The 24,768-nt window shown below is 67.5% G+C and carries 23 protein-coding genes, 1 tRNA gene and 1 riboswitch; of the genes, 12 read left to right on the forward strand and 12 right to left on the reverse strand.

Annotated elements, in window-relative coordinates:
* Window positions 1-110: 110 nt before the first annotated feature.
* The 5 genes from AAFM92_14290 to AAFM92_14310 all read left to right on the forward strand — a co-directional run bounded on the left by AAFM92_14290 (window position 111) and on the right by AAFM92_14310 (window position 3,054).
* Window positions 111-398, forward strand: coding sequence for an HU family DNA-binding protein (locus tag AAFM92_14290; protein ID MEL7301548.1), 288 nt, complete (start codon window positions 111-113; stop codon window positions 396-398).
* 122 nt (window positions 399-520) lie between these two features.
* Window positions 521-901, forward strand: coding sequence for a VOC family protein (locus tag AAFM92_14295; GenBank protein ID MEL7301549.1), 381 nt, complete (start codon window positions 521-523; stop codon window positions 899-901).
* 51 nt (window positions 902-952) lie between these two features.
* Window positions 953-1,864 carry a DMT family transporter gene (locus tag AAFM92_14300; protein ID MEL7301550.1) on the forward strand — a complete coding sequence of 304 codons (912 nt, stop codon included), beginning with the start codon at window positions 953-955 and terminating at the stop codon, window positions 1,862-1,864.
* Between the two features lie 51 nt (window positions 1,865-1,915).
* On the forward strand, window positions 1,916-2,629 hold the full coding sequence (locus AAFM92_14305; protein ID MEL7301551.1) for a cytochrome c biogenesis protein CcdA: 714 nt from the start codon (window positions 1,916-1,918) through the stop codon (window positions 2,627-2,629).
* Between the two features lie 11 nt (window positions 2,630-2,640).
* Window positions 2,641-3,054, forward strand: a complete 414-nt coding sequence (locus AAFM92_14310; protein MEL7301552.1) for a thioredoxin family protein — start codon at window positions 2,641-2,643, stop codon at window positions 3,052-3,054.
* Window positions 3,055-3,160: 106 nt separating this feature from the next.
* Here the strand turns inward: AAFM92_14310 and aroC are convergent, their stop codons facing one another.
* Complete coding sequence (aroC, locus tag AAFM92_14315; GenBank protein MEL7301553.1) at window positions 3,161-4,273, reverse strand: chorismate synthase; 1,113 nt, start codon at window positions 4,271-4,273, stop codon at window positions 3,161-3,163.
* Between the two features lie 75 nt (window positions 4,274-4,348).
* Window positions 4,349-4,448: riboswitch (TPP riboswitch) on the forward strand.
* 32 nt (window positions 4,449-4,480) lie between these two features.
* Between aroC and thiB the strand changes: the two genes are divergently transcribed.
* From thiB to AAFM92_14330, 3 genes are read left to right on the forward strand one after another with little or no spacing between them, the layout of a single operon-like run.
* Window positions 4,481-5,458, forward strand: a complete 978-nt coding sequence (thiB, locus tag AAFM92_14320; protein MEL7301554.1) for a thiamine ABC transporter substrate binding subunit — start codon at window positions 4,481-4,483, stop codon at window positions 5,456-5,458.
* On the forward strand, window positions 5,434-7,008 hold the full coding sequence (locus AAFM92_14325) for a thiamine/thiamine pyrophosphate ABC transporter permease ThiP (protein MEL7301555.1): 1,575 nt from the start codon (window positions 5,434-5,436) through the stop codon (window positions 7,006-7,008). Before thiB ends, AAFM92_14325 begins: the two co-directional genes overlap by 25 nt.
* The gene (locus AAFM92_14330; protein MEL7301556.1) at window positions 6,995-7,687 is read left to right on the forward strand and encodes an ATP-binding cassette domain-containing protein; all 693 of its coding nucleotides are present in this window, start codon (window positions 6,995-6,997) and stop codon (window positions 7,685-7,687) included. The genes AAFM92_14325 and AAFM92_14330 overlap by 14 nt, the downstream gene beginning before the upstream one ends.
* 105 nt (window positions 7,688-7,792) lie before the next feature.
* Here AAFM92_14330 and AAFM92_14335 read toward each other — a convergent pair whose 3' ends face one another.
* Genes AAFM92_14335 through petA form a run of 3 tightly spaced genes read right to left on the reverse strand, consistent with a single transcriptional unit; the run spans window position 7,793 to window position 10,552 of the window.
* Entirely contained in the window at window positions 7,793-8,608 is an 816-nt protein-coding gene (locus AAFM92_14335; protein MEL7301557.1) for a cytochrome c1, read from the reverse strand.
* A gap of 13 nt (window positions 8,609-8,621) precedes the next feature.
* A complete protein-coding gene (locus AAFM92_14340) occupies window positions 8,622-9,968 on the reverse strand; it encodes a cytochrome b N-terminal domain-containing protein (protein ID MEL7301558.1) in 1,347 nt (448 codons plus the stop codon).
* 11 nt (window positions 9,969-9,979) lie between these two features.
* Window positions 9,980-10,552: a ubiquinol-cytochrome c reductase iron-sulfur subunit gene (gene petA / locus AAFM92_14345; protein MEL7301559.1), complete on the reverse strand. Its 573-nt coding sequence runs from the start codon at window positions 10,550-10,552 to the stop codon at window positions 9,980-9,982.
* Window positions 10,553-10,834: 282 nt separating this feature from the next.
* Here petA and AAFM92_14350 point away from each other — a divergent pair, with 282 nt between their 5' ends.
* Window positions 10,835-11,497, forward strand: a complete 663-nt coding sequence (locus tag AAFM92_14350) for an outer membrane beta-barrel protein (protein ID MEL7301560.1) — start codon at window positions 10,835-10,837, stop codon at window positions 11,495-11,497.
* A 7-nt stretch (window positions 11,498-11,504) separates the two neighbouring features.
* On the opposite strand, the gene AAFM92_14355 is transcribed toward AAFM92_14350, so the two are convergent.
* The 4 genes from AAFM92_14355 to dapF all read right to left on the reverse strand — a co-directional run bounded on the left by AAFM92_14355 (window position 11,505) and on the right by dapF (window position 14,580).
* Entirely contained in the window at window positions 11,505-12,110 is a 606-nt protein-coding gene (locus AAFM92_14355; protein ID MEL7301561.1) for a glutathione S-transferase family protein, read from the reverse strand.
* 5 nt (window positions 12,111-12,115) lie between these two features.
* Window positions 12,116-12,397, reverse strand: a complete 282-nt coding sequence (locus AAFM92_14360; GenBank protein MEL7301562.1) for a hypothetical protein — start codon at window positions 12,395-12,397, stop codon at window positions 12,116-12,118.
* Window positions 12,398-12,481: 84 nt separating this feature from the next.
* Window positions 12,482-13,747, reverse strand: coding sequence for a tRNA (N(6)-L-threonylcarbamoyladenosine(37)-C(2))-methylthiotransferase MtaB (gene mtaB, locus AAFM92_14365; GenBank protein MEL7301563.1), 1,266 nt, complete (start codon window positions 13,745-13,747; stop codon window positions 12,482-12,484).
* Complete coding sequence (gene dapF, locus AAFM92_14370; GenBank protein MEL7301564.1) at window positions 13,744-14,580, reverse strand: diaminopimelate epimerase; 837 nt, start codon at window positions 14,578-14,580, stop codon at window positions 13,744-13,746. Before dapF ends, mtaB begins: the two co-directional genes overlap by 4 nt.
* Before the next feature lie 224 nt (window positions 14,581-14,804).
* Between dapF and AAFM92_14375 the strand changes: the two genes are divergently transcribed.
* Window positions 14,805-14,880 (forward strand) — tRNA-Lys (locus tag AAFM92_14375).
* An 81-nt stretch (window positions 14,881-14,961) separates the two neighbouring features.
* Window positions 14,962-17,031, forward strand: a complete 2,070-nt coding sequence (gene selD, locus AAFM92_14380) for a selenide, water dikinase SelD (GenBank protein MEL7301565.1) — start codon at window positions 14,962-14,964, stop codon at window positions 17,029-17,031.
* Here the strand turns inward: selD and mnmH are convergent.
* The gene (gene mnmH, locus AAFM92_14385) at window positions 16,980-18,071 is read right to left on the reverse strand and encodes a tRNA 2-selenouridine(34) synthase MnmH (protein MEL7301566.1); all 1,092 of its coding nucleotides are present in this window, start codon (window positions 18,069-18,071) and stop codon (window positions 16,980-16,982) included. The genes selD and mnmH overlap by 52 nt on opposite strands.
* Window positions 18,072-18,330: 259 nt before the next feature.
* Between mnmH and AAFM92_14390 the strand changes: the two genes are divergently transcribed.
* Window positions 18,331-19,560 carry a hypothetical protein gene (locus AAFM92_14390; GenBank protein ID MEL7301567.1) on the forward strand — a complete coding sequence of 410 codons (1,230 nt, stop codon included), beginning with the start codon at window positions 18,331-18,333 and terminating at the stop codon, window positions 19,558-19,560.
* Window positions 19,561-19,625: 65 nt separating this feature from the next.
* Here AAFM92_14390 and AAFM92_14395 read toward each other — a convergent pair whose 3' ends face one another.
* From AAFM92_14395 to AAFM92_14405, 3 genes are read right to left on the reverse strand one after another with little or no spacing between them, the layout of a single operon-like run.
* A complete protein-coding gene (locus AAFM92_14395) occupies window positions 19,626-21,593 on the reverse strand; it encodes a hypothetical protein (protein MEL7301568.1) in 1,968 nt (655 codons plus the stop codon).
* Between the two features lie 41 nt (window positions 21,594-21,634).
* Window positions 21,635-22,744: a phosphatase PAP2 family protein gene (locus AAFM92_14400; protein ID MEL7301569.1), complete on the reverse strand. Its 1,110-nt coding sequence runs from the start codon at window positions 22,742-22,744 to the stop codon at window positions 21,635-21,637.
* A 36-nt stretch (window positions 22,745-22,780) separates the two neighbouring features.
* On the reverse strand, window positions 22,781-24,382 hold the full coding sequence (locus AAFM92_14405) for a hypothetical protein (protein MEL7301570.1): 1,602 nt from the start codon (window positions 24,380-24,382) through the stop codon (window positions 22,781-22,783).
* Window positions 24,383-24,768 lie beyond the last annotated feature (386 nt).

The raw sequence follows: 24,768 nt of genomic DNA on the forward strand, positions 1-24,768 counted from the left end.
AATCGCATGATTTAAGGCTTTTTGCGCCACTAATTCTTGTGTGATGCCCCAACATGACGCTAATCTGCACAAATGAGGCCCGAGATTTGGGCAGTGAAGGAGATAACAACATGGCCAAACCAATGACCAAGACCCAGCTCGTGGCCGCCCTCGCAGACGCGATGGACAGCGACAAGAAATCCGCGGGTGCCGCACTCGACGCTGTCTGCGACGTCATCACCAAAGAAGTGTCCGGCGGCGGTGCCGTCACGCTGCCCGGCGTGGGCAAGATCTACTGCCGTGAGCGCCCCGAGCGCATGGTGCGCAACCCGGCCACCGGCGAGCAGATCAAGAAAGACGCCGACAAGGTCGTCAAGATGACGATCGCCAAGGCGCTCAAGGAAAGCGTCAACGGCTAAACGCCGATCCCCGATTTTTTCGAAGGCCGTTCGCCCCGCGCGAGCGGCCTTTTTCGTCTCTTCAAGGTTAAGCCTTTGGCAAGCTTTCTGCGGGTAAGCACGATTAACCAAAGGAGAGAGACATGCATGTACGTGAAGTGAATTCCGCCAAGGTCTCCGGAATTGGCGGGTTCTTCATCCGGGCCCGCAATCCCGGCAAGATGCGCGCGTGGTACCGCGATGTGCTGGGGATCGGGCGCTCCGATGACGTGGTCTGGCAGCAGGCGCCGGGGCCCACGATCTTTGCGCCCTACGCCGAACGCAGCACGTATTTCGGCCGCCAGGACCAGTCTTTCATGCTGAATTTCCGCGTCGACAACCTCGCCGCCATGATCGAAGAGCTCACCGCCACGGGCATCCACGTCGAAACCCGCCCCGGCGAATGGGACAACGATACCGGCCGCTTCGCGCGTATTCACGATCCGGAGGGCAATCCCATCGAGCTCTGGGAGCCCGCCGCCTGACATCGCGCGCGGGCTCTGGCCCCCGGGGGCCGGGGCGCGTATGGCGCTTGGATGGATATTCGCGCGATCTGTCTCGGCCTCGTTTTCGCCCTCGCGTGGTCCTCCGCGTTCACCTCGGCGCGCATCATCGTCGAAAGCGCGCCACCGCTCCTGATCCTCTCGCTCCGCTTTTTCCTGTCCGGCGCGCTGGCCTGCGGGCTTGCATGGGCGCTGGGGCAGAGCTTTCGGCTCTCGGCGGCGCAATGGCGGGCGACGATCCTCTTCGGTATCTGCCAGAACGCGCTTTATCTCGGGCTCAACTTCGTGGCCATGCAGAGCGTGGAGGCCTCGCTCGCAGCCATAATCGCCTCGGCCATGCCGCTCCTCGTGGCCGGGGCCGGCTGGATCCTTTTTCGGGAGCGCGTGGGCGCGGCGGGCGTCGGAGGGCTCGTGGTAGGTACAGGCGGCGTCATCCTCATCATGGGGGCACGGCTCGGCGGCGGCGCGGATAGCTTCGGCATCGCGCTTTGTATCCTCGGTGTCATCGCGCTCACGGCGGCCACGCTGGCCCTGCGGCAGGCCTCGAGCGGGGGCAACTACATGGCCATCGTGGGCCTGCAGATGCTCATCGGTGCCACGGCACTTCTCCCCGCGGGGCTCGCGCTCGAGACTTGGGAGGTCACCTGGACCCCGCGCCTCACGGCGGCCTTCGTCTATACCACGCTGGTGCCGGGGCTTCTCGCGACGCTCATCTGGTTCCACCTTGTGGCGCGGGTCGGCGCGGTGAAGGCCGCGACGTTCCACTTCCTCAATCCGTTCTTCGGCGTGGCCATCGCGGCGCTCATGCTGGGCGAGGCGCTGAGCCTCACCGACATCGCGGGGGTCGTGCTCATCGCGGGGGCGATCCTTGCCGTGCAGACCTCCCGCGCGAGCGCGCGCACAGCGAACCATACGCCGGACACACGGCCAAACACAGCCCGGTGATCAGGACGTAGCAAAGCTGACAGGCGGGTCAGGATCGGGCATGAGACGGGGATGGACCTCGTCTTCGGATATCTCGCCGGGCTGCTCACGCTGATCAATCCCTGCGTCGTGCCTGTGCTGCCCATCGTGCTTGCCTCGGCGCTGCAGGCTTCCCGAGCGGGGCCGCTGGCACTCGCGGCGGGCATGAGCCTTGCCTTCGTGGCGCTGGGTGTGGGCATTTCCGCCTTCGGCTACGCGTTGGGCATCGACGCGGAGACGATCGCCAATGCCGGCGCGGTCCTCATGATCCTTTTCGGCCTCGTCCTGCTTGTGCCCCGCTTCTCGGCGCGCTTCGCCACTGCAACGGGCGGCTTCGCGGGCTCCGCCGATGCCCAGCTCGACGGGATGGACGGGGGCTCCCTGCGCGGCCAGTTCCTCACCGGCGCGCTTCTCGGCGCGGTTTGGAGCCCTTGCGTGGGCCCGACGCTGGGCGGCGCCATCGCGCTGGCCTCCACCGGGCAGAGCCTCGGCTGGGCCACGGCGATCATGGCGAGCTTCGCGCTGGGCGTCTCCACCATCATCCTGGCGCTCGGCTACGGAGCGCAATCGGCGCTGCGCGGGCGCGCCGCGGCCATGCGCCGGATGGCGGCCTATGCCCGCCCGCTCATGGGGGTGATCCTCGTCGTCGTCGGCACGGGCATCCTCTTCAAGGTCCACCACATGATCGAAATCTGGGCGCTCGACACGCTGCCCGTCTGGCTACAGGACCTTTCGGTCCGCTTCTGAAGGAGATATCCATGCACCGCCGTACCTTCCTCCTCGCCGCCGCGGCTGCGCCGCTCGCCACCCGCGCCATGGGCGCCACGGGCTGGGTCGATTACATCCCCGGCCTCGTGCGCGACCGCCTCGCGGCGGGAGAGACCGTCTTTCTCGACGTGGCCGCGGATTGGTGCACTACCTGCCGCAGTCAGGAGCGGACGATCAATGCGCTCATGGGCGAGAACCCGGCCTATGCCGAGGCCGTCACCTTCGTGCGCCTCGACTGGGATGACCACAAGAACGCGCCGATCGTGCAGGACCTGCGCATTCCACGCCGCTCCACGCTTGTTGTGCTTAAAGGCGAGGATGAGCTCGGCCGCATCGTGGCCGGCACGCGGAAGGCTGACATCCAAGCGCTCATGGATACCGCGCTCACCGCCGCCAGCGCCTGAGCTTGCGCGGGTACGGGGGACGAGACACGCGCGGGTTTCGCGGCCCATCAGGCTTCTTTGTGCCTCGTACCTCGGGGAGTTTGAGGGGCTGGCCCCTCAATCCGGCCTACCCGATCGTGCCCAGGCTCTGATAGGGCGCGCTGCCAGTCTGGCCGCGGTTCATGAGCACGTGATCGAGCAGCACGCAGGCCATCATCGCCTCGCCCACCGGCACGGCACGGATGCCCACGCAGGGGTCATGCCTGCCCTTGGTGATGATCTCGGTCTCTTGGCCTGACTTCGTGATCGTGGCGCGCGGCGTAAGGATGGAGCTCGTGGGCTTCACCGCGAAGCGCACGGTGATGTCCTGTCCCGTGGAGATACCGCCGAGGATGCCGCCGGCATGGTTGGAGCTGTAGACCGGGCCGTCGGGCCCCATGCGGATCTCGTCTGCGTTTGCATCACCCGTGAGTGCGGCGGCGGCCATGCCTTCCCCGATCTCGACGCCCTTCACGGCGTTGATCGAGAGCATGGCGGCGCCGAGCTCGGTGTCGAGCTTGCCGTAGATCGGCGCGCCGAGGCCCGGCGGCGGGTTTTTCGCCGTCACTTCGATCACCGCGCCGCAGGAATTGCCGCTTTTGCGCAGGTCGTCGAGGTAGGTGGCCCAGTGCTCGGCGGCCCGTGCATCCGGCACCCAGAACGGATTATTCCCGATTTCTTCCCGGTCGAAGCGCGCGCGGTCGATCCCGTGGGGCCCCATCTGGACCATGTAGCCCACGATCTCCATCTCCGGGCAGAGCTCCGAGAGCGCCGCCCGGGCGAGCCCGCCGGCGGCCACGCGCGCGGCGGTCTCGCGCGCCGAGGAGCGCCCGCCGCCGCGGTAATCCCGCACGCCGTATTTCTGCCAGTAGGTGATATCGGCATGGCCGGGGCGAAACTTCTCGGCGATGTCGCCGTAATCCTTCGACCGCTGGTCGGTGTTCTCGATCATGAGCTGGACAGGCGTGCCCGTGGTCACCCCCTCGAAGACGCCCGAGAGGATGCGCACGGCATCAGGCTCTCGCCGCTGGGTGGTGTATTTCGATTGCCCGGGCTTCCTCCGGTCGAGCCAGACCTGCAGCGCGTCTTCGCTCACCGGTACCCCCGGGGGGCATCCATCCACGGTGCATCCGAGGGCCGGGCCATGGCTTTCGCCCCAGGTGGTCACGCGAAAGAGATGTCCGAAGGAATTCATACTCATAAGAGCCGTGTAGCCGGGGGCCCGGGCCTCGGCAAGACGCCGCGGCTTGCCGTCCCGGCCGATCTCGCTATGGTCTGCCACACCTCGGGGTGCCCGGCTGGGCTGAGATGCATCATGCGAACCCGTTGAACCTGAACCGGCTCATACCGGCGGAGGGAAGGTGGCCATAAGCTCCTCACTCTTCGTTCGGCGATATTGGAGGATCTGATGAAATCCCTTCCCCTTCTCGCAGGACTGGCACTCGGCACCGCAGCAGCGGCAGACACCCCCGTGCTCACCGTCTACACCTATGACAGCTTCGTCACCGATTGGGGTCCGGGCCCCGCGGTGGAGGAAGCATTCGAGGCCACGTGCGATTGCGATCTGCAGTTCGTCGGCGCGGGCGACGGCGCGGCGCTCCTGGGCCGCATCCGGCTCGAAGGCGCGCGCTCGGAGGCCGATGTTGTGCTCGGGCTCGATACCAACCTCACCGCCGCCGCGGCGGAGACCGGCCTTTTTGCGCCGCACGGAGTTACGGCGGAGTACGACCTGCCCATCGCATTCGACGATCCACTCTTCGTGCCCTTCGATTGGGGCTTTTTCGCCTTCGTCGGCAATGTGGACGGCCCCGCGCCGGAGAGCTTCACCGACCTCGCCACGTCCGATGCCCGCATCGTCATCCAGGACCCGCGCTCCTCGACGCCGGGGCTAGGGCTGCTCCTTTGGGTCGACAGTGTCTACGGCGAGGATGCGCCTGCCCTCTGGGAGGGTCTCGAGGACAACATCGTCACCGTCACCCGAGGCTGGTCCGAAGCCTACGGCCTCTTCCTCGAAGGCGAGGCGGACCTCGTGCTGAGTTACACGACCTCGCCCGCCTATCATCTCATTGCTGAAGACGATGCCTCCAAGCGCGCGCTTCCCTTCGCGGAGGGGCATTACATGCAGGTCGAGGTGGCGGGGAAGCTGGCGAGCTCCGATGTGCCTGATCTCGCCGATGAGTTCCTCGCGTTCATGGTCTCCGATGCCTTCCAATCGGTGATCCCGACGACGAACTGGATGTATCCCGCCGTGACGCCGGAGGCCGGGCTGCCAGACGGCTTCGAGACGCTCATGACACCGGATACCGCGCTGCTCCTGCCCGCTGCCGAGGCCCCCGCCGCACGGGAAGCGGCGCTTGAGATATGGCTCGAGGCGCTGTCGCAGTAAGCCCCGTGCGGGCGCTGGCAGGCGGGGCGGCGGCGGCGTTCCTGCTCGCGCTCACGCTGGGGACCCTCGGGGCCGTGGCGTGGCGCGCAGACGGTCTTTCGGGCCTCGGTGCGGCGGATTGGGCCGCGATCCGCTTCACACTGGGGCAGGCGCTCGTCTCGGCGGCGCTTTCTGTGCTGCTGGCCGTGCCCGTCGCGCGCGCCCTTGGGCGGCGGCGCTTCCCCGGCCGGAGCCTTGTCGTCGCGCTGCTCGGCGCGCCTTTTATCCTCCCGGTCATCGTTGCCGTTTTCGGGCTCATCGCCGTCTTTGGGCGGGCCGGGTTGCTCAACCAGGCGAGTGCGGCCCTCGGCCTGCCGGAGCTCGCGATCTACGGGCCCCAGGGCGTCATCCTCGCCCATGTCTTCTTCAATATGCCGCTGGCCACGCGCTTTCTCCTGCAAGGCTGGCTTGGCATTCCCGCCGAGCAGTTCCGCCTCGCCGCGAGCCTCGGTTTCACGCCCGCGGCCGTGGCGCGGTACCTCGAATGGCCCATGCTGCGCGCGGTGGTGCCCGGCGCCTTCCTCGCGATCTTCCTAATCTGTTTGACCTCCTTTGCCGTGGCGCTCGCCGTGGGCGGGGGGCCGCGGGCGACGACGATCGAGCTCCGCATCTACGAGCTCTTCCGCTTTGACTTTGCCCTCGGGGACGCGGCGCTTCTCGGCCTCGTGCAATTCGCGGTCTGCGCGGTGGCGGCCCTCGTGGCGGGGCTCGTGACCGTGCCGAAGGTGGCCATGGCCGGGCTCGATGGCGTGGCGGCGCGGTGGGATGCCCGTGGCGCGTGGCTGCGCGTGCAGGACAACGCGGTGATCTGCCTGGCCTGCGCCTTCCTCCTCTTGCCCATGGGGATTGTCGTGCTCCGTGGTGTGCCGTTCGTGGCCGCGCTTCCCACGTCGGTCTGGCAGGCGGCGGGTGCCTCGCTCGTCGTCGCATTATTCTCAACGCTGCTTGCGCTGGCCCTGTCGCTCTCGCTCGCGCTCTGGGTGGCCCGCGGCGGACGCGCCGCGCGGATCGGGGGAGATATCATCTCGGGCCTCGCGCTGACAGCCTCGCCGCTCGTCATGGGGACGGGGCTCTTCATCCTGCTCTTTGGCTGGACGAGCCCACAGGCCCTCGCACTTCCGGTCACGGCGCTCGTTAATGCGGCGATCACCGTGCCTTTCACATTGCGCGTCCTTGCTCCCGCCGTGGCCGACATTGAGGAGGCCTATGGCAAGCTAGCCGCCTCCCTCGGGCTGACGGGCTGGGCGCTCCTGCGCCGCGTGATCCTGCCGCGGTTGCGTCGGCCGCTGGGCTTTTCCGCGGGGCTCGCGGCGGCGCTCAGCATGGGAGATCTCGGCGTGATCGCGCTCTTTTCTGCGCCGGAGACGGAGACGCTCCCGCTTGCCATGTACCGCCTGATGGCCGCCTACCGTACGGACCTCGCCGCCGGAGCCGGGCTCGTGCTGGTGGTCTTGAGCTTCGGGCTGTTCTACGCGCTCGACCGGGGAGGGCGCGCCGATGTTGACGCTTGAAGAGGTCCGTTTCGCGCGGGAGGGGTTCACGCTCGATGCCGATCTCAGCCTGCCGCCGGGTACGCGTGCGGCGGTGCTGGGCCCGTCGGGCGGTGGGAAGTCCACGCTGCTTGATCTCATTGCCGGGTTCGAGGCGCCGGCTGCGGGCCGCGTGACGTGGAACGGGGAGAATCTCGGCGGCGCGGCGCCGGGAGAACGCCCTGTCTCGATCCTCTTTCAGGAGGGCAATCTCTTTCCGCATCTGACGCTTTTCGAGAATACGGCGCTGGGCCTCGATCCGCGGCTGAAGCTCTCGGGGGATCACCGCGCGCAGGTGAACGCGATGCTGGGCGACGTGGGCCTTGGCGGGCTTGAGGCCCGCAAGCCCGGCGCGCTTTCCGGCGGGCAGCGGGCGCGGGCGGCGCTGGCGCGGGTTTTTCTGAGGGCGCGGCCCGTGCTCTTGCTCGATGAGGCGTTTTCGGCGCTCGGGCCGGCGCTAAAGAGTGAAATGTTCGATCTCTTGGACCGATTGGTGACGGTCGAGACCGTCCTCCTCATGGTTACGCACGATCCCGAGGAAGCGACGCGGATGTCAGAGATCGTGGTGGTGGATGACGGATGTGTGGCTCCGCCGGAGCCCAGCGGCCCACTCTTGGCGAACCCTCCGCCCGGGCTGAGCGCGTATCTGGGGAAGAGGTAGAGGCCCTGGATCAGGTCCGGGGCGGGCCATCCCAAAGGGCAGCGACGCATGCAAAGAAAAAGGCCCCGGCTATGAGCCGGGGCCTTGTTAAATCTGAGATGCAGATCACTCCGCGGGCGTCTGGCCCTGCTTCTTCGCCCGTGCCTTCACCGGGGCCCAGAGGCGCTTGTTGGTGAAGTAGAGGAGCGTGGCCAGGACGCCGAGGAAGATCACTGCCGCGAGGCCGGACTGCTTGCGCGCCATCATCTTGGGCTCTGCGGCCCAGGTGAGGAACGCTGCCACGTCGAGCGCTTGTTGCTCGATAGTTGCCTCGGTGCCGTCCTCGTAGAAGACGTCGTCGCCCCAGAGCGGCTGCGACATTGCGAAGTAGCCGCCATAGGCGGTGTTTTCGTAGAGGAAGACGCCCGCCTCTTCCTTGTCGCCGCCGGTATAGCCAGTCAGCAGGGAGGCGATGTATTCCGGGCCGCCCATGCCGTTGAAGAGCTGCGCCATGCCGGTGCCGTAGGGGCCAGAGAAGCCAGCGCGGGCTTTGGCCATCAGCGACAAGTCCGGTGCGTTCGACACGAGGCCTTCGGGGAAGTTGTCGTTCGGCGTGGCGGGGCGGAAATCGCCTTCGCCATCAAAGAGCGTCGGATCCCAAATCTCGTAGAACTCGGCATAGGCGCGAACCTGCTCCATCGGCAGTTCCGGGCCGCCTGGATCGGCGAGCGTGCGGATCGGCACGAACTTCATGCCGTGGCAGTTGGAGCAGACCTCGGTGTAGACCTGCAGGCCCCGCTGGAGCTGCTGCTGGTCAAAGGTGCCAAACGGGCCCTCGAAGGAGAACTCGTAGTTGATCACCTCGCCCGCCGCGCCAGCGGCGTGGGCGCCGCCAGCGAGTCCGAGCGCGAGGGCTGCGGAGAGGGTCAGTTGCTTGAACATACTTGTCTGTTCCTTACTCGGCCGGAGTTGCCACGCCGGCGGGCGTGGAGCCCGAGATCTTGGCATACTTGGCGTTGAAGTCGTCCTCGATGGTGGCCGGCGGTGCCGTCGGCTTCTCGATGAGGCCGAGGAGCGGCAGGATCACCAGGAAGTAGGCGAACCAGTAGGTCGACCCGAGGAGCGAAAGGTTGGCATAGATCGGTTCCGCGGGCATCGCGCCGAGCCACATCAGGAAGATGAAGTCCACGACGAGCACCCAGAAGGCGATCTTGAACATCGGGCGATAGCGGCCGGAGCGCACCGTGGAGGTGTCGAGCCAGGGCGCGAGCGCCATGACCACGATCGCGCCAAACATCGCGAGCACGCCGAAGAAGTCCGCCGTGATGATGCCGCCGGTGATCCAGTTCACACCCATCACGAGCCACACGTCCGGCGTGAAGGCGCGCAGGATCGCGTAGAACGGCAGGAAGTACCATTCGGGCACGATGTGCGCGGGCGTCGCCAGCGGGTTGGCCTCGATGTAGTTGTCCGGGTGGCCGAGATAGTTCGGCATGAAGCCGACCACGGCGAAGAACACCAGGAGCACGATGGCCATCGCGTAGAGATCCTTGATGACGAAGTAGGGCCAGAACGGGAGCGTGTCGCGCTCGGCTTCTTCCTTCGAGGTGCGGCGCACTTCGACACCGGTCGGGTTGTTGTTGCCCGTGGTGTGGAAGGCCCAGATGTGCACCATCACGAGGCCCGCGATGATGAACGGCATCAGGTAATGCAGCGAGAAGAAGCGGTTGAGCGCCGCCTGGCCCACTGCCGGTGCGCCGAGGAGCCATGTTTGCAGCGCCTCACCGATAAAGGGCACCGTGCCGAAGAGGCCGGTGATCACGGCGGTCCCGTGGAACGACATCTGGCCCCAGGGCAGAACGTAGCCCATGAAGGCCGTGCCCATCATCAGGAGATAGATGAGCATGCCGATGATCCAGGTGACCTCGCGCGGCGCCTTGTAGGAGCCGTAGTAGAGGCCGCGGAAGATGTGCGCGTAGACCGCGATGAAGAAGAGCGACGCGCCGTTCATGTGCAGGTAGCGGATCATGTGGCCGCCGTTCACGTTGCGCATGATGTGCTCAACGGAGGCAAACGCCATGTCCACATGGGGCACGTAGTGCATCACGAGGACGACGCCGGTGATGATCTGCAGCGCCAGCGTGAAGGTAAGCACGATGCCCCAGATCCACATCCAGTTCAGGTTCTTGGGCGTGGGGATCATGATGGTGTCATAGAGAAGCCCGATGATCGGCAGGCGCTTGGCCATGCCTTTCTCGAAATTGGACTTCGGTTCGTAATGGTCGTGGGGAATTCCGGACATGGTTTCTCCTCTTAACCGAGCTCGATTGTGACGTCGTCGACGAAGATTGCGGGCGGCACGGGCAGGTTCTGCGGCGCGGGCCCGCGCCGGATGCGACCGGCCGTGTCGTAGTGAGAGCCGTGGCAGGGGCAGAACCAACCGCCAAAGTCACCGGCATTGCCGAGCGGCACGCAACCCAAGTGGGTGCACACGCCCATCTGCACGAGCCATTCGCCCGTGTCGTCGAGGGCGCGGTTTGCATCGGATGCATCCGAGGTGGAGTCGATGTTCTCGTTGCGCGCGACGGGATCGGGCAGATCGTCGATCGACACGGCACGCGCCTCTTCGATCTCCTCCGGCGTGCGCCGACGGATGAAGACAGGCTTGCCCTGCCAAAGCACCGTCATCTGCGAACCTTCGCTGAGCGCGCTCACATCCACGCGGATCTGCGCGAGGGCGAGCACGTCTGCCGACGGGTTCATCTGGTTGATGAGCGGCCATACCGCCGCCCCAACGCCCACGGCGCCAGCACCGGCGGTGGCGTAGTAGATAAAGTCTCTCCGGCCGGTATCGTGGCCCTCGAGGTCGTCCTCAGGATTTGACAACCCTATCCCTCCTGTTCGCTGCGCAGGCCGCGTGAGCGGCGCGTGGCAATGGAATCGCGGCGCGGGGTTGCCCCCTCGCAAATCACGCGCTTTGTAACGATTTAGGCCGGGTGGTCCAGCGGACAATCCCGCGCACTTGCCTTCAATTAAATGCGTACTAGCACTGCCTTTTCGGGCGCGCTGGGGCCGCTTTATTGCCGGGCGCGGGCCTTCTTGGCAAGCGCACGTTGCAACCGCCGCCCAGCCCGCTATCCATGGAAACACCGAAGTCAGGAGATCGTCATGCGCCGCTCTGCCCTTTCCGCCCTTGCCCTCGCCGCCGTTCTGAGCCCCGCCGTCGCGCAGGCAGAATGGGAGCTCAGCGTCTATCTTGGCTATCAGACGGCACCACATTCCGACGTGGAAGGGACGATCTCGGGCGCGCCCTTCGAGGAGTTTGTGGCCTGGGAGGGGCGTTCCTTCGAGAACCCAATCTATTACGGCTTCCGTGCCACCAACTGGCTCAACGACACCACCGGCTGGGGCGTGGAGCTCAACCACGCCAAGGTCTACGCCTCCGACGAGGACCTCGCGGATCTGGGCTTCACGGATCTCGAATTCTCCGACGGCCTCAACTTTCTGACGGTCAACTACATGCGCCGCTTCCCCGATCAGTTCAGCGGCGCCTTCGCGGCCTTTACGCCCTATGTCGGTGCGGGCGCGGGCCTCGCCATTCCCCATGTGGACGTGTCCGACGGATCATCGACAACCTTCGAATACCAGCTCACCGGGCCTGCCGTGGTCTGGATGGCGGGCGCGTCCTACCCCCTGACAGAGAGCTTCTCGGGCTTCGTGGAGTACAAGGGCTCGTTCAGCTCCAACACTGCCGATCTCGAGGGCGGCGGGGAACTCCGCACCGACATCATAACCAACGCGTTGAATTTCGGCGTGAGCTACAGCTTCTAGGCGACGCCTAGCCGGAGGGAGCGGTGGCCTCCATGGCGGGCCGCGTCGCGAAGCTCTCGTACCACGCCGCAAGGGCGGGGCGCCCCGCGCGCCAGTCGCGGTGCGGATGGCGGAAATCGATGTAGCCCAGCGCGCAGGCCACCGCGATCTGGCCCATGTGGAGCGGCCCGTGGAGGTGGGACATCCAGCGCGCTTCGAGCGCATCGAGCGTGCGGCGCGCCTTTTCCCACTGGGCCTCGATCCAGGTCTCCGATTGTTCGCTCTCCGGGCGCACGCGCCGCTCATAGACCATGAGCACCGCCGCCTCCGCGATGCCGTGCCCTGTGGCCTCGAGCGTCAGCACCTCCCATTCCCGCGCCTCCGGGTAGAGCGCAACCCCGCCAAGCCGTGCGAAGTAGCGGCATATGACGCGGCTGTCGTAGAGCGCGCCGCCATCGTCGCGGGTGAGAACCGGGATCTTGCCGAGGGGATTGGAGGCCGCCACCGCGGCCGCGGTATTCACCGGGGACGTGGCCACAGGCGTCAGCGTGACTTGGTCAATGACGCCCGCCTCGTGGGCCGCAACCACCGCCATGCGCACGAAGGGCGAGGCGGGGGACTGCGTGAGCTCCATGGCCACTAGGGGACCCGCCGCAGACGCATGCGCCCCATGGCGGCGACGTCGATCTCGACGGCGGGGCCACGGGTGCCGAGGCGCACCACGCGACGGAACCGCCCGGTGGCGTTCACCTGCTCGGCGTCGCGGCGCGTCTCGAGCCCTTCCTCGACGGTGTCGAGCGTGTCCTCCACGCGCTGGTCGCGGCGTAGCTTGGGGATCGCGCGAGCTGCCGCGTAGCCCGCGAGAGCCACGGCGCCGTAGCGGATCACGACCGCGCCGATGGGTGCCAAGGGTATCGCCATGTCGTCACCTCCTGCCCTTCTACATAGCCATGGCCGCGCGAAACGCCCAGCATGCAATGGCACAAAGATCTTCGCGCGCCGCCTTCAGGCGGCAAGAAGAGACTTGTCGGTGCACCCCTCGATCCGCACCTGCCGGATCTCGCCCACCGGCTGGTCGGTGGTGAAATGGACCTCCGCGAAATGCTCTGTACGCCCCATGCGCGGGCTCTCGAGGAGCACGTCGCGCTCGATGCCCACTTGCGCCGCCAGATGCGCCTGCGCCGCCTCTGCACCCTTCGCGCGCAGTCGTGCGGCCCGCTCCTTGATGGCGCGTCCATCCACCTGCGGCATCCGCGCGGCGGGCGTGCCGGGCCGCGGCGAGTAGGGAAAGACATGCAGCCAGGAGAGGTGACAATGATCGACGAGGGCGAGCGAATTCTTGAAATGCGCCTCCGTCTCGGTGGGAAAGCCCGCGATGATATCGGCGCCGAAGGTGATCCCTGGCCTCATGCGCCGCGCCTCCTCGCAGAACCGGATCGCATCCTCGCTCAAGTGCCGGCGTTTCATGCGCTTCAGGATCAGGTCGTCTCCGTGCTGGAGCGACAGGTGGAGATGGGGCATGAGCCGGGGCTCGGTGGCGATAACCTCCATGAGCGCCTCGTCCACCTCGATCGAATCCATGGAGGAGATACGGAGCCGCGGCAGGTCGGGCACGAGCTTGAGGATGCGCCGCACCAAATCGCCGAGCTTGGGCGTGGCGGGTAGGTCCGCGCCCCAGCTCGTCATATCGACGCCCGTGAGCACCACTTCGTTGAAGCCCCGATCCACCAGCCGCTTGACCTGCTCGACCACGACGCCCGCGGGGACGGAGCGGGAATTTCCCCGGCCGAATGGGATGATGCAGAAAGTGCAACGGTGATCGCAGCCGTTCTGCACCTGCACGTAGGCCCGGCTCCGCGTGCCGAAGCCGTCAATCAGGTGCCCGGCGGTCTCGGTGACGGACATGATATCGTTGACCTGCACGCGCTCGGTGTCGCCCGTCGAGAGAAGCGACCACGTGTCCGCCTTCATCTTCTCGTCATTGCCGATGACGTGGTCGACCTCGTGCATGGCTGCAAAGCCCGCCGCATCCACCTGCGCGCCGCAGCCGGTGACGATGATCTTCGCCTCCGGGTTCTCCCGCCGGCGCTTGCGGATGTCCTGCCTTGCCTTGCGGATCGCCTCCTGCGTCACCGCGCAGGTGTTGATGACGACGGCATCCCCGAGCCCCGCCGCGGCGGCGAGCTCGCCCATGGCGGCGGTCTCGTAGGCGTTGAGCCGGCAGCCGTGGTTCGAGAAGACCGGCGCGTTCAGGGTTGGGATCTTGGTCATAGTGCGGCGAGATAGTCCGCCGTGAGCACCCCGTCGAAGACATGGGCCGTGTCCCCCGTCATCCAGACGCCGTCCTCGCGCCAGTCGATCTCGAGCGTGCCGCCGTCGAGAACGATCTCGACCTGCCGCCCGGTGAGCCCGCGCCGCGCCGCGGCCACAGCTGTCGCGCAGGAGGAAGAGCCGGAGGCGAGCGTGATGCCAGTGCCCCGCTCCCAGACACGCATCCGGATCCGCGTCTCACTTAGGATGGTGGCAAATTGCACATTGGTGCGCTCAGGGAAGAGCGGGTGGTGCTCGATCTCCGGGCCGCGCGCCGCGAGGTCCACCGCGTCGGCATCGGGCACGAAGAAGGTGCAGTGTGGGTTCCCCATGCCGGTGGCCGCGGGGCCGCCTTCGATGGGGAGGGTGAGCGTCTCCAACTCTCGGGCCAGCGGCACGCCCCGCCAGTCGAGCAGCGGGTGTCCCATGTTGACGGCCACGAGGCCGTCGGCGCGGCGCACGGCCTCGAGCCCGCCGCGACCGGTCACGTCGATGGAGAGCGCCTCCGCGCCCGTGCGCTCCATCTCCCAGGCCGCGATGCAGCGCGTGGCATTGCCACAGGCTGCCGAGGGGGAGCCATCGGCATTGTAGAAAGTGATGGAGATATCGGCGCCGTCTGCCCCGCCGAGGAGCGCGAGCTGGTCGCACCCCACACCGCGATGCCGATCGGCCAGCGCCCTGACGCGCGCGGCGGCCAGCACGACGTCGCTGCCGCGCCCGTCGATCACGACGAAGTCGTTGCCGAGGCCGTGCATCTTCATGAACGGCAGGGGGGTGATGCGTGCATCCATCATGGCGCGAGGGCTTAGCGCAGCGCGCGCCCGCTGGCCAGAGAGCGGGCAGCGCTGCAGCGCGCTGCGCGGTCTCCTGACGCGCCGTCTGTCATCTGCTATGCGCGACGGCACACGCCCCACCGCAATGAGCGCGTGCAGCACGCCATGACGGGGCGTTGTGGCAGGCGCGCCGCAGGTTTCCGCTTGACCCCTCCGGACGTGCTTTCTATGTGCACGCTCTGAGTGGGCCGTTAGCTCAGTTGGTAGAGCAACTGACTTTTAATCAGTGGGTCGCAGGTTCGAACCCTGCACGGCTCACCACTCTCCTCCCGCCGCACCGAATGCGCACTTTGTCGTGTTGCCGCTTTGCTTTAACGGCCCGGGCAGGCTACGTGCCGCGCCATGCACCAGCCGTCCCTTCCTCTCACGCGTGACCTCGTCCTCATCGGTGGCGGACACACCCATGCGCTTGTCCTCAAGAGCTGGGCCATGGATCCGCTGGCCGGCGTGCGCCTCACGGTGATCAATCCGGGCCCCACCGCGCCCTATTCGGGGATGCTGCCGGGCTTTATCGCCGGGCACTACCGGCGCGACGAGCTCGATATCGACCTCGTGCGCCTCGTGCGGCGCGCGGGCGGTCGCGTGGTGATGGCGAAGGCCACGGGTATCGACCGCGCGGCGCGGCGCATCGCTGTCGAAGGCCGCCCGTCCGTGGGCTACGACTACGCCTCCCTCGACATCGGCATCACGAGCACGCTGACGGCCCTGCCGGGCTTCGTGGAGCACGGGCTCCCGGCCAAGCCGCTCGGCCCCTTCGCGACGGCATGGGACGCTTTCATCAACGAGCCCGGCCCGGCCCGCGTGGCCGTCATCGGTGCGGGCGTTGCGGGAGCGGAGGTGGCCATGGCCATGGCCTATGCCCTCCGGACAGCCGGCCGGGCCGCGGAGATCACGCTTGTCGACCAGGGGCCCGCGCTTTCGGCGATCAGCGCGGGCGCGCGGCGGCGGATGCTTCGGGAGATCGCGAGCTATGGCGTGCGCCTCATCGAGCGGGCGCGCCCTGCCCGTGTGGAGCCGGACCGGCTCATCCTCGAAAGCGGGGAAGAGATCGCGAGTGACCTCACCGTGGGCGCCGCAGGCTCCAATCCGTATCCCTGGCTCGCCGAGACGGGCCTCACCGATGCGGCGGGCTTCGTGACGGTGGACACATATCTGCGCAGCGACGACGACCGCATCTTCGCCGTGGGCGATTGCGCCGAGATGGTCACGACCCCGCGGCCCAAGGCCGGGGTCTTCGCCGTCCGGCAGGCACCGATCCTCTTCAACAATCTGCGCCATGTCCTCTCCCGCGCGGGCGCGATGAAGCCCTATCCGGCACAAAAGGACTACCTCCGCCTCATCTCCACCGGCCGCAAATCGGCGGTGGGCAACAAGTGGGGGCTGAGCACGGAAGGCGACTGGCTCTGGCGATTGAAAGACCGGATCGACGAGAAGTTCATGGGCAAGCTCAACGGCCGCATGGCCCCGATGAAGGCCGAGCTCCCCTGGCCCCGGGCGCGCGGCGGCGCGGAGCTGCCGGCGATGATGTGCGCGGGCTGTGGCTCCAAGGTCGGGCGCGGCGCGCTGGCGCAAGGGATCGGCGCGCTGGGGGATGACGCGGCCACGCTAGGCGGGCAGGTGCTGAGCACCGATCACCTGCGCGCGTTCGTCGAGGACCCGGTGGTGATGACGCGCATCGCCGCCATCCATGCCTTGGGCGATGTCTGGTCCATGGGCGCCGCGCCCGAGGCCGCGCTCGCACAGATCATCTTGCCGCGGCAATCGGAGGCGCTGGCCGAGCGCGCGCTGGCCGAGATCATGGAGACCGCCCGCGCGACCTTCGCTGATTTCGGCGCGAAGATCATTGGCGGGCATACGAGCCAGGGCGCGGAGCTGACCATCGGCTTTACCGTGACGGGCCGCACGGAGACACCCCTCACGCAGGGCGGCGCGCAATCGGGCGATGCCCTCATCCTCACGAAGCCCATCGGCAGCGGGACGATCATGGCCGCGGCGATGCAGGACCGGGTGAGCGGACATCACGTTGTGGAGGCGCTGCGGGTCATGCAGGAGCCCTCCCATGAAGCGTCGCGGATCCTGCGCGCGGCAGGTGCGCGCGCCATAACGGACGTGACGGGCTTCGGGCTGCGCGGGCATATCGACACGATTTGCGCGGCCTCTGGCGTCTCCTTCGATCTCGACATGGGCGTGGTCCCGCTCCAGCCCGGCGCGCTGGAGATGGCCGAGGCGGGGGTGCGCTCCTCGATCTTCGAGGCCAATGGCGGGCATGACGCCCTCTCACCGCTGGAGGCCCTCGCTTTCGATCCTCAAACGGCCGGCGGGCTTTTGGCGGCCGTGCCGGACGGGGAGGCCGCGATCGATCAGCTCGCGGCGGCGGGCATCTCGGCGGCGTTGCTCGGTCGCTTTTCGTAGCGCGCAATGAGCCCCGCGATGTCGCCCGCGGCGGTGGCGAGCTCGGCGGGGGCGAGCCCCGGCAAGTGCACATGGTGGTCCGGCGCGCGATGGCTCTTTCGCGAGCGCCGATAGGCCGGGTCGTAGTGATCCTCCGCCAGGGACCGGCAGAGCGCCACCTTCTCTCCCGCGTCGATCAGGGCACGCCACTGATCGAGCAGCGCCTGACCGCGCACGCGCCGGAGCGGGGCGAGCTTGGCCATGAGCGCATCCGCGTCGGCGAGCACTTCCGCATAGGCCACCGCCAGATAGCGCGCGCGGGCCTCGAGCGGGGCCTCGAGCTCGATCACGGGTGCGGTCTTCATGACGGCCCAGAGCGCGGGCGGGAGCGTGATCTGCCCGATGGTGCTGCTTTCTGATTCCACGAGGACCGGGCGCGCGGGATCGCAGCGCAGCAAGGCACGGGCCAGCGCCGTCTCGAATGCCTTTTGCGAGGGCTGCGGGACGGACCACGCACCAAGGAGGGAGCCGCGGTGCCGCGCGAGGCCCTCGAGATCGATCACCTGCACGCCACGCGCCTCGAGGAGCGGGAGCAATTCGGTCTTCGCCGTGCCCGTGAGGCCGCCGAGCTTGACGATGCGGTGCGGCAGCTCCGCGTCGTAGAGCGCCTCCGAGACGAGGCGGCGATAGGTGCGATACCCGCCCTCGATGACGTCCGCGCGCCAGCCGATCTCCTTGAGCATCCAGGCGAAGGAGCCCGAGCGCTGCCCCCCGCGCCAGCAATAGACGAGAGGCTTCCAGCCGCCATCCTTGTCGGCGAGCGTCGTCTCTATGTGGCTGGCGGCGTTGTGAAAGACCTTGGCCGCCCCGATCTTGCGCGCGCCGAAGGGGCTCTCCTGCTTGTAGATCGTGCCCACCTCTGCGCGTTCGGCATCGTCGAGCACAGGCAGGTTGATCGCGCCGGGCACGTGGTCCTCTGCGAACTCGGACGGGGAGCGGACGTCGATGATGGTGTCGACGTCGAGCGCCGCGAGCGCCGAAAGGCTGGTGAGCTTGACCATCCGCCGAGGATAGCCTTCGGACGGGCCGTGTAAACTCGGCTGCTTTCTGCGCTGCGGCACCAGTTTCTCGCTTCAGGTCGAGATTCGCCCTGTCGCCGCGATTTTCGGCGTCAGAGCCCTTCGCGGGCGCGAATTCGGCTCCGGAGACCGCCTGCTCACGCTTTTCGCGTACGAACTCACGCATTCCTCACTGCGTGAATTGCCGGGCCCGCGCCATGCTTACCCCAACGTCACTTCGCGCAATCAAGGAGACCAGACAATGGCCGAGGCACAGAGACGCCACTTTGCTGAGGAAGAGCGCGGGTCGGACCACGCGCTCCCGAAAGCCTTCTCCTGGGCCGAGCTTTCCGTGCCGGTGCCCACGTCTGGCGTGGCGCGGATCACGGTCTCGCCGGAGAGCGAAGGCTATGCCACGACGCCCGGCGCGCTGCCGGAGGATGCCCGGCTCGTGAGCTGGCTTGCCTCCTCCGCCGCCGACCGCGTGACGCTCGCGGGCTGGCCGGGCACGCCTTTCGAGGATCTGCGTGCCGCGCTCTTCACGATCTGGGAGGCGCTGCCTCACGCCCAGGTGGTGCTGGAAGATGCAGCCGCATCGTTGGCGCTCGAGCGGGCGCTCACGATTTGGCCGGACCAGGTGGTGACGCCGCAAGACCTGCGGCCGCTGCCGCGCCGGGTGGCTGTTGCCGAATGCGGGGGTCCTGCCCCGAGCTTGCGCCTCGAGCTCGAAGACCTCGATGCCGAACACGACGCGCTCCTCGCGGACCTCGACGCGCCAGAGTCACCGGAGCGCGTGGCACAGCGGATGGCGCATCTGCGGGAGGCGAGCCTCGCCAAGGCGCCGCGGCAGGCGCGGTACCCGGACGATGGAGGGGCAGGGGCCACTCTCCATGGCCACGGGGCCGCGGCCTCCAATGCGCTCATACCGGGGGTGGACCGCGCGCAGGAAGCGTCTCTCCATCTGGGTCGGGGATACATGCTGCGCCTCGGCGGAGCGGGGGCCGAAGTCACGCTCTTTGATCGTGGTCCGCGCCGGGAGGGTGGTCCGGCTGTCATTTTCGACCCGCGGCCCGGCAAGGTCCTCAAGCATGAAATGGTGCACGTCCTGTCCGTGGCCGGGGGAAAGGGGCGCGCGGCGATTTCGGCGCTGCGCGTCCTTGGTCACGGCGCGCGGCACCTGCATCTCGTGGCAGCCGATCCGGCCGCCGCCGCGCAGGTGCGCCCCGGGAGCTTCATCTTCTGCGATGGTTGGACGCTTCTGGGCATCGTCACCGCGCGGGTGGGCGCAGACGGCACCGCCTTCGCGGCGCTCCGCACCGGCGCGATCTGGGACGATCTCTCGGTGGCGGCCGATCTCGGCTCCGCGGAGGCCGCCGAGACGCTCTCCCAGCTCAATGCGCTGCGTTTCCTCTCCACACGGCAGGAGCGGCAGCGCGCGGCAAAGTCTCTTCCTGAGCTCGTTATCCCCACGGGCCTGGAGCGCGGGCGGTAGGCTCTCCCACCTACCGCGCGTTGAGAGAGGGGCGGCTTTCCCGGGCCGCCCCTCGTTTCGTCTTTCTATTCCTCGAGCGTGTCGGACCCGAGCCGCGGGGCCTCCCCCGGCGTCGCCGGCGCGAGGTGACCCGTCCGCGCGAGGGTCGCGGCGTAGTTTGACGCCTCCTCACCGGGCTCGGCCCCCGCGATGGTTGCGGCGAGGGCCGCGCCGATGGCCGGGGCGGCCATCGAGGTGCCGGTCATGCGGTGCCGTGGCCCGCTGCGCGAGGCGAGGCCGAGGCGGCCCATTTCTGCGAGCGTGTGGCTGATCTCGACGGAGAGGTCGGTCTGCGCCGCATCAGTTGCCGCCGCCGCGCCGCCATAGGTCTCCGCGCCGCTTCCCCAGCCCTTTGCGCCGCCCACGATGAGCGAGGTGTTGCCCGTGGCCATGCCGTTGAATGCCCCTTCCCGGGTGACAGCGGCGCCCGCCGTGTCGGTCTCGGCCAATGCGCCATTTCGGGTGAAGAGCGCGTTGCGCGGGTCGTCGAAATAGCTCTGGCGTGCGCCGGTATAGCCACGCCCGTAGCTCAGGTCGCGCTGGATGCGGAGCCGCGCGGGCGCGCCCGCCGACGCCGGGAGCGATACGTGCCAGCGGCCCGCCGGGGCGGCGTCGCCCTTGGCCTCGGTGGGGGCGAGCGCGACGAGCGCGCGCCAGCGGCCCGAGCGGGTCTCTTCCGCGCTGAGATGGCCCACCACGCGGCCTTGCCAGATGATCTCTTTCGTCTCGCGATAGGTGACCTGGCTCAGCTCCGCGATGACGGGGCCTAGGTCGCCGTGATCGGGGCCGGGGCCATGGAGGCGCAGCGCAGGCGTCACGCCCTCGGGCCACCAGGCCTCGAGGAATGTCGACGTCTGGTCATCGGGCGGCAGGACCCAGGCAATGGGTGCCGCACCCGGTGCCAGCGTGGCATGGCCGCGGTCGAGGTAGCCGTTTCCAGAGGGCATCGTGAGCGCTGTCGGAGCTTGCGCGCGGCGCGCCTCCACCAGCTCGTCGAGCGCCGCCTCGATGATGCCTTCCCCGTCATGCCCGCCTCCGGCGAAGCCATAGGAGAGGTTGATCACCATCGGGAGCGCCTTGCGGCCATGGGCGGCGGCGAGCCGGTCCGCGCGATCGAAGATGTAGTGGAGCGCGGAGACGATGAATGCCTCCTTGCCATGGCCGAAGGTGTCCCATGTGACGTCAGGGGGCAGGTCCACGGCGATGATCCGGGTGTTCACGTCGCCCCCGGAGGCGAGCGCGCCCAGCGTATGCGCCCCGTGGGCTGCATCGCCGATGAGTGCCGATTGCGCGCGCAGGTCGTCGCCACCGAGGGCCCCGGCCGCGCGGTAGACAGCGTCTTCATCCGCCCCATGGGCGGTACGGAGGTCCGCGATCCTTTCCCGGGTGAGCTCGCGCCCGAAGCGGACGGTGCCGCTGCCGTCGGCTTTCATCCCTTGCAGCCAGACCGCCTCGACCCGGTCGGCGAGGGCCGCGTGGGCAAAGGGGATCCCGTCGTCGATGATGCCGAGGACCACGAGAGGCATGGAGGGATCGACGGCAGGGTCGGGCGACAGGTTCACCGCGCCGGAGCCCGCGGCCGTGATCGTATCCTGCCTGATCGGCGCGCCCGCCGTGATCCGCGTTATGCCGGATCCCGGGCCGAAGCCGCCGCCCGCAGTGGCTACGCCCGCGCCATCGGCGCTTTCGAAGAGGGCGTCGAGGCTGCCTGTGTCGAGCGATTGCGCGGTTTCACCCGACATCATGAAGGGCAGAAAGCGCGGCGCGCCGAGACCGGACCAGAGCGTGGGCGCGTGGAGCGGCACCGTCTTGCCTGCTCCAGTGAGGGGCGCGGGCGCGGCTGTCGCTGTGTGGCCGTCCGGGCGCTCGAGCATGCCGGTGAGGAGGTGTGGCCGCGCGGCGCGCGCGGAGGCGAAGAATTCGAAGGCCCGGCCGGGCCCGTAGCGCCAGGCCGTATAGGGATCGAGGTTCTGGGTATGCGGGTCGGCGGCCATGGGATGCCTCCTTTCAACTGGGTCTCAGTACGGCCGACGGATCAGAGGAATTCCTTCATCGCTTCCGTCCACAGCCAGGCCAGCGGGCCGGAATGCGCCACCTTGTAGGTCTTGGCCGCGTCCGCGTGATCGGCCGCCATTAAATCATCGACGAAGTAGTCGACATCGCCTGCGGCCAGCGTCGGAGCGTAGGCCTGCGCGGCGCGCACGGCGGACCGGTTCTTGGGCGTGGTGGCGGCATCCACCACGATCCCCGCGATTTCGCGCCCGAGCATCGCGCCCGCCCAGCTGTCGATCGGGTAGTGCACGCCCGCCACCGTCCTGTTGGCCGCGATCCGCTCCGCCTGCTTGAAGAGGAGCTTCTTTCGGGCCTCACCGTCGGGGTAGTGGGCGGGCTTTTCGTCCACTACGGCGGCGAGGAGCGCGGCGATGGCCATGGCCTGCGTCGCGTGGCCGGACGGGAAGGAGCCGTGGCTCGGCGTCTGGATCATCGGCATGATGCGGCCGTCGATCTGATCAGGGCGGCGCACCGTGAGGTAGTGCTTCGGGATCATGACGCAGTGCGTGCACAGGAGCTGCACGAGGTCGATCAACTCGAAAAGCTTGGGGTTCCGCGCGGGGGTGAGCCCGAGGATGAAGGCGTAGTGCGGGGCGAGCGCGCCCATCTGCCCGACGATCTCCGCGCCCCGGTCGGGCCGGAGATCCATGTAAGAGGTCAGGAAGCGCAGCTGGCTGACGAGGAGCTCTGGCGCGGGCGTGCCCAACGTGAGCATGGGCCGGCTCCCCCAGCGCAAGGTCACTTCGCCCTCCGCGGTGGCCCAGCTATAATTCTTCAGGAATTCGGCGATGTAGATCCAGCCGCGCACCTGATCGGACCAGAGCGAAAGCTGCGCGTCGTTCTTGGTGTCCTCGGGAGAGATGCCGGCGGGGTCGATGGGGTCGTGGCCGGCCACGTGGCGGATCCCGAAGCCGGTGGTCTGGCTCTCGCTGGAGGGATAGCCCACAAGACCGTTGAGCCCGTTCAGGCCGTTGAGCCCGTTCAGTCCGTTGAGCCCATTGAGGCCGTTGAGCCCGTTCAATCCGTTGAGGCCATTGAGGCCGTTCAATCCGTTGAGCCCATTGAGCCCGTTCAGACCATTATATCCTGACATGAACTTTCTCCTTCAAATGCGTTGGGTGCCGGGGCGCTATTTCATGCCCACGGCGCGGAGGGCTTCTGCGACGAGGCGGCCGGAATTGAAGCGCGAGGCCGGGTGGAAGCGTTCGTAATGCGCGACCGAAAAATCGGGATCGCGCCGCAAGAGCAATGTGGAGACCTCCCGCGCCTCCTCGATCCGCCCGAGATTGTAGAGCGCGGTGAGCTTGGCGCGCAGCGTGGAGACGTGCCGGTCGTTGTGCAGGAGGGACTTGTCGGCGAAGTGGAGCGCGTCCTCCCAGAGCTCGGAGGAGAGATAGGCCGTGGCGGTCATCGAGTTGTAGAAGTAGCCGAACGGGTCCGTGGGAGAGAGACGGTTGGCATTGGTCACAGAGCTCAGCGCCATGTCGGCCTCGTCATTGAAGGCGTGCAAGACGCCCTTCTGCAAGTGCCCCAGCGCCTCGTTGGGATTGATCTCGAGCGCGTGGTCAAAGGCCTGCATGGCGGCGTCGGGATCGGCGATGAGCGTGTTTTGCACGGTGCCGTCCATGGTGAGGCAGAAAGCATTCTCGGGGTCGATGTCGAGCGCGCGCGCCGTGGCATCCTGCGCATGGCGGGTGTCGGCGGCGCGGTCGGTGCTCCAGCCGTTGAAGACGCTCTTGACATACCAGTCGGCGAGCCAGGCATGGGCCTCCGCCGTTTGAGGCGCGCGCCGGATCGCCTCGTTGATCATCTCGCGGCTCTCGGCGAACGAGGAAAGGCTCAGCTGGTGCAGCTGGCCCACGCCGGCGATGAGGAGATGGTGATCCTCGATATCAGCGAGGCGGCGATGCGCGGTGTGCTGGATCGCCTCGGCGGCGATCGCCCGCCCGATGGCCGAGACGATCTCGAACTCCGCTTCGCTCTCGCCGCTGATGAAATCGGCCATCTCGCCGCGGTGGTGGCGGGTCCAGAGGATGCGTCCCGTGCGGGCATCGATGAAGTCGGTATCCAGCAAGATCTCGTCGCCCATGGCGCGGATCGAGCCGGTGAGCACGTAATCCACCGCGAGCTTCTCACGCACATCGGTGAGCGCCATGGTCGTGTTGGCGAGGTTGCGCGCGGACATGTGGGAGATCACCGCGACGAGCCGCGAGCGCGACATGGAGCGGCAGATCTGCTCGGCGAGCCAATCGCCCAGCACGTCGTGCTGCTTGTCGCCGACGACGACCCTGAAGGGCAGGATCGACACGCAGGGCAGGACGGCCATCGTGGGCCGCGCGCGGACCGTGCCGAAGAGCGCGTCGAGCTTTCCGGGGCTTTCGCGGATCTCGTCGCGCCAGGCGGTGAAGCCCTTTTCCGGGATGTCGAGCCCCTCGAGAAAGGTGCCGCGCCCGGGGCTGCCCGCGAGCCGGACGCCGCCGAGATCGAGGCTGATCTCGGCATTGGTCGGGGCAATGATCGCCTCGTAGATGTCGCTGCCCAGCGTGCGCTTGATATCCGAAAGGGCCCGGCGCAAGCTCATCTGCCCGCCATCGTAGGAACTGCGCCCCCAGAGCATGTTCTGAAGATGCGCCCGCGTCGCGCGGCCATTGGGCGAGGTCGCGAGGATGGCGAAAAGTGCCTTGTGCTTGGCACCCGTCACCTCCGGCGCACCGTTCCCGGTGGCACGCACAATACACGCCCCAAAGAGGCTGATTTCTACGACGGGCTGACCCAACTCAATGCTCCGCATCCCTCGGCGCTGACCCGGGGTAACACCTGCTAAATCACCGGCAAAGCGTTTCACACTTTTTTCACGCCGCCCTTGCGAGGGCTTTGCCTATGCTCGGCCCATGATGATTGATCGCAGTTTTTCTTCGGGTCCGATCAAGGACCTAGCAGATTTTTATACACGCTGGCCAAGCCAACGGAGCATCGTTGACCGAGTTATTGCGCAGCCTTCCTTGTCCGAGGAAGAGCGCGAGGTAGTGGTGTGGCTAAAACGCCTGGCGGATAGGGTGGGACCTTTGGACATCGCGGATCCCGGCGATGACCATCCGCGGGGCACGGCAAGCTCCT

Source organism: Pseudomonadota bacterium (assembly GCA_038533575.1).
Taxonomy (GTDB): domain Bacteria; phylum Pseudomonadota; class Alphaproteobacteria; order Rhodobacterales; family Rhodobacteraceae; genus Shimia_B.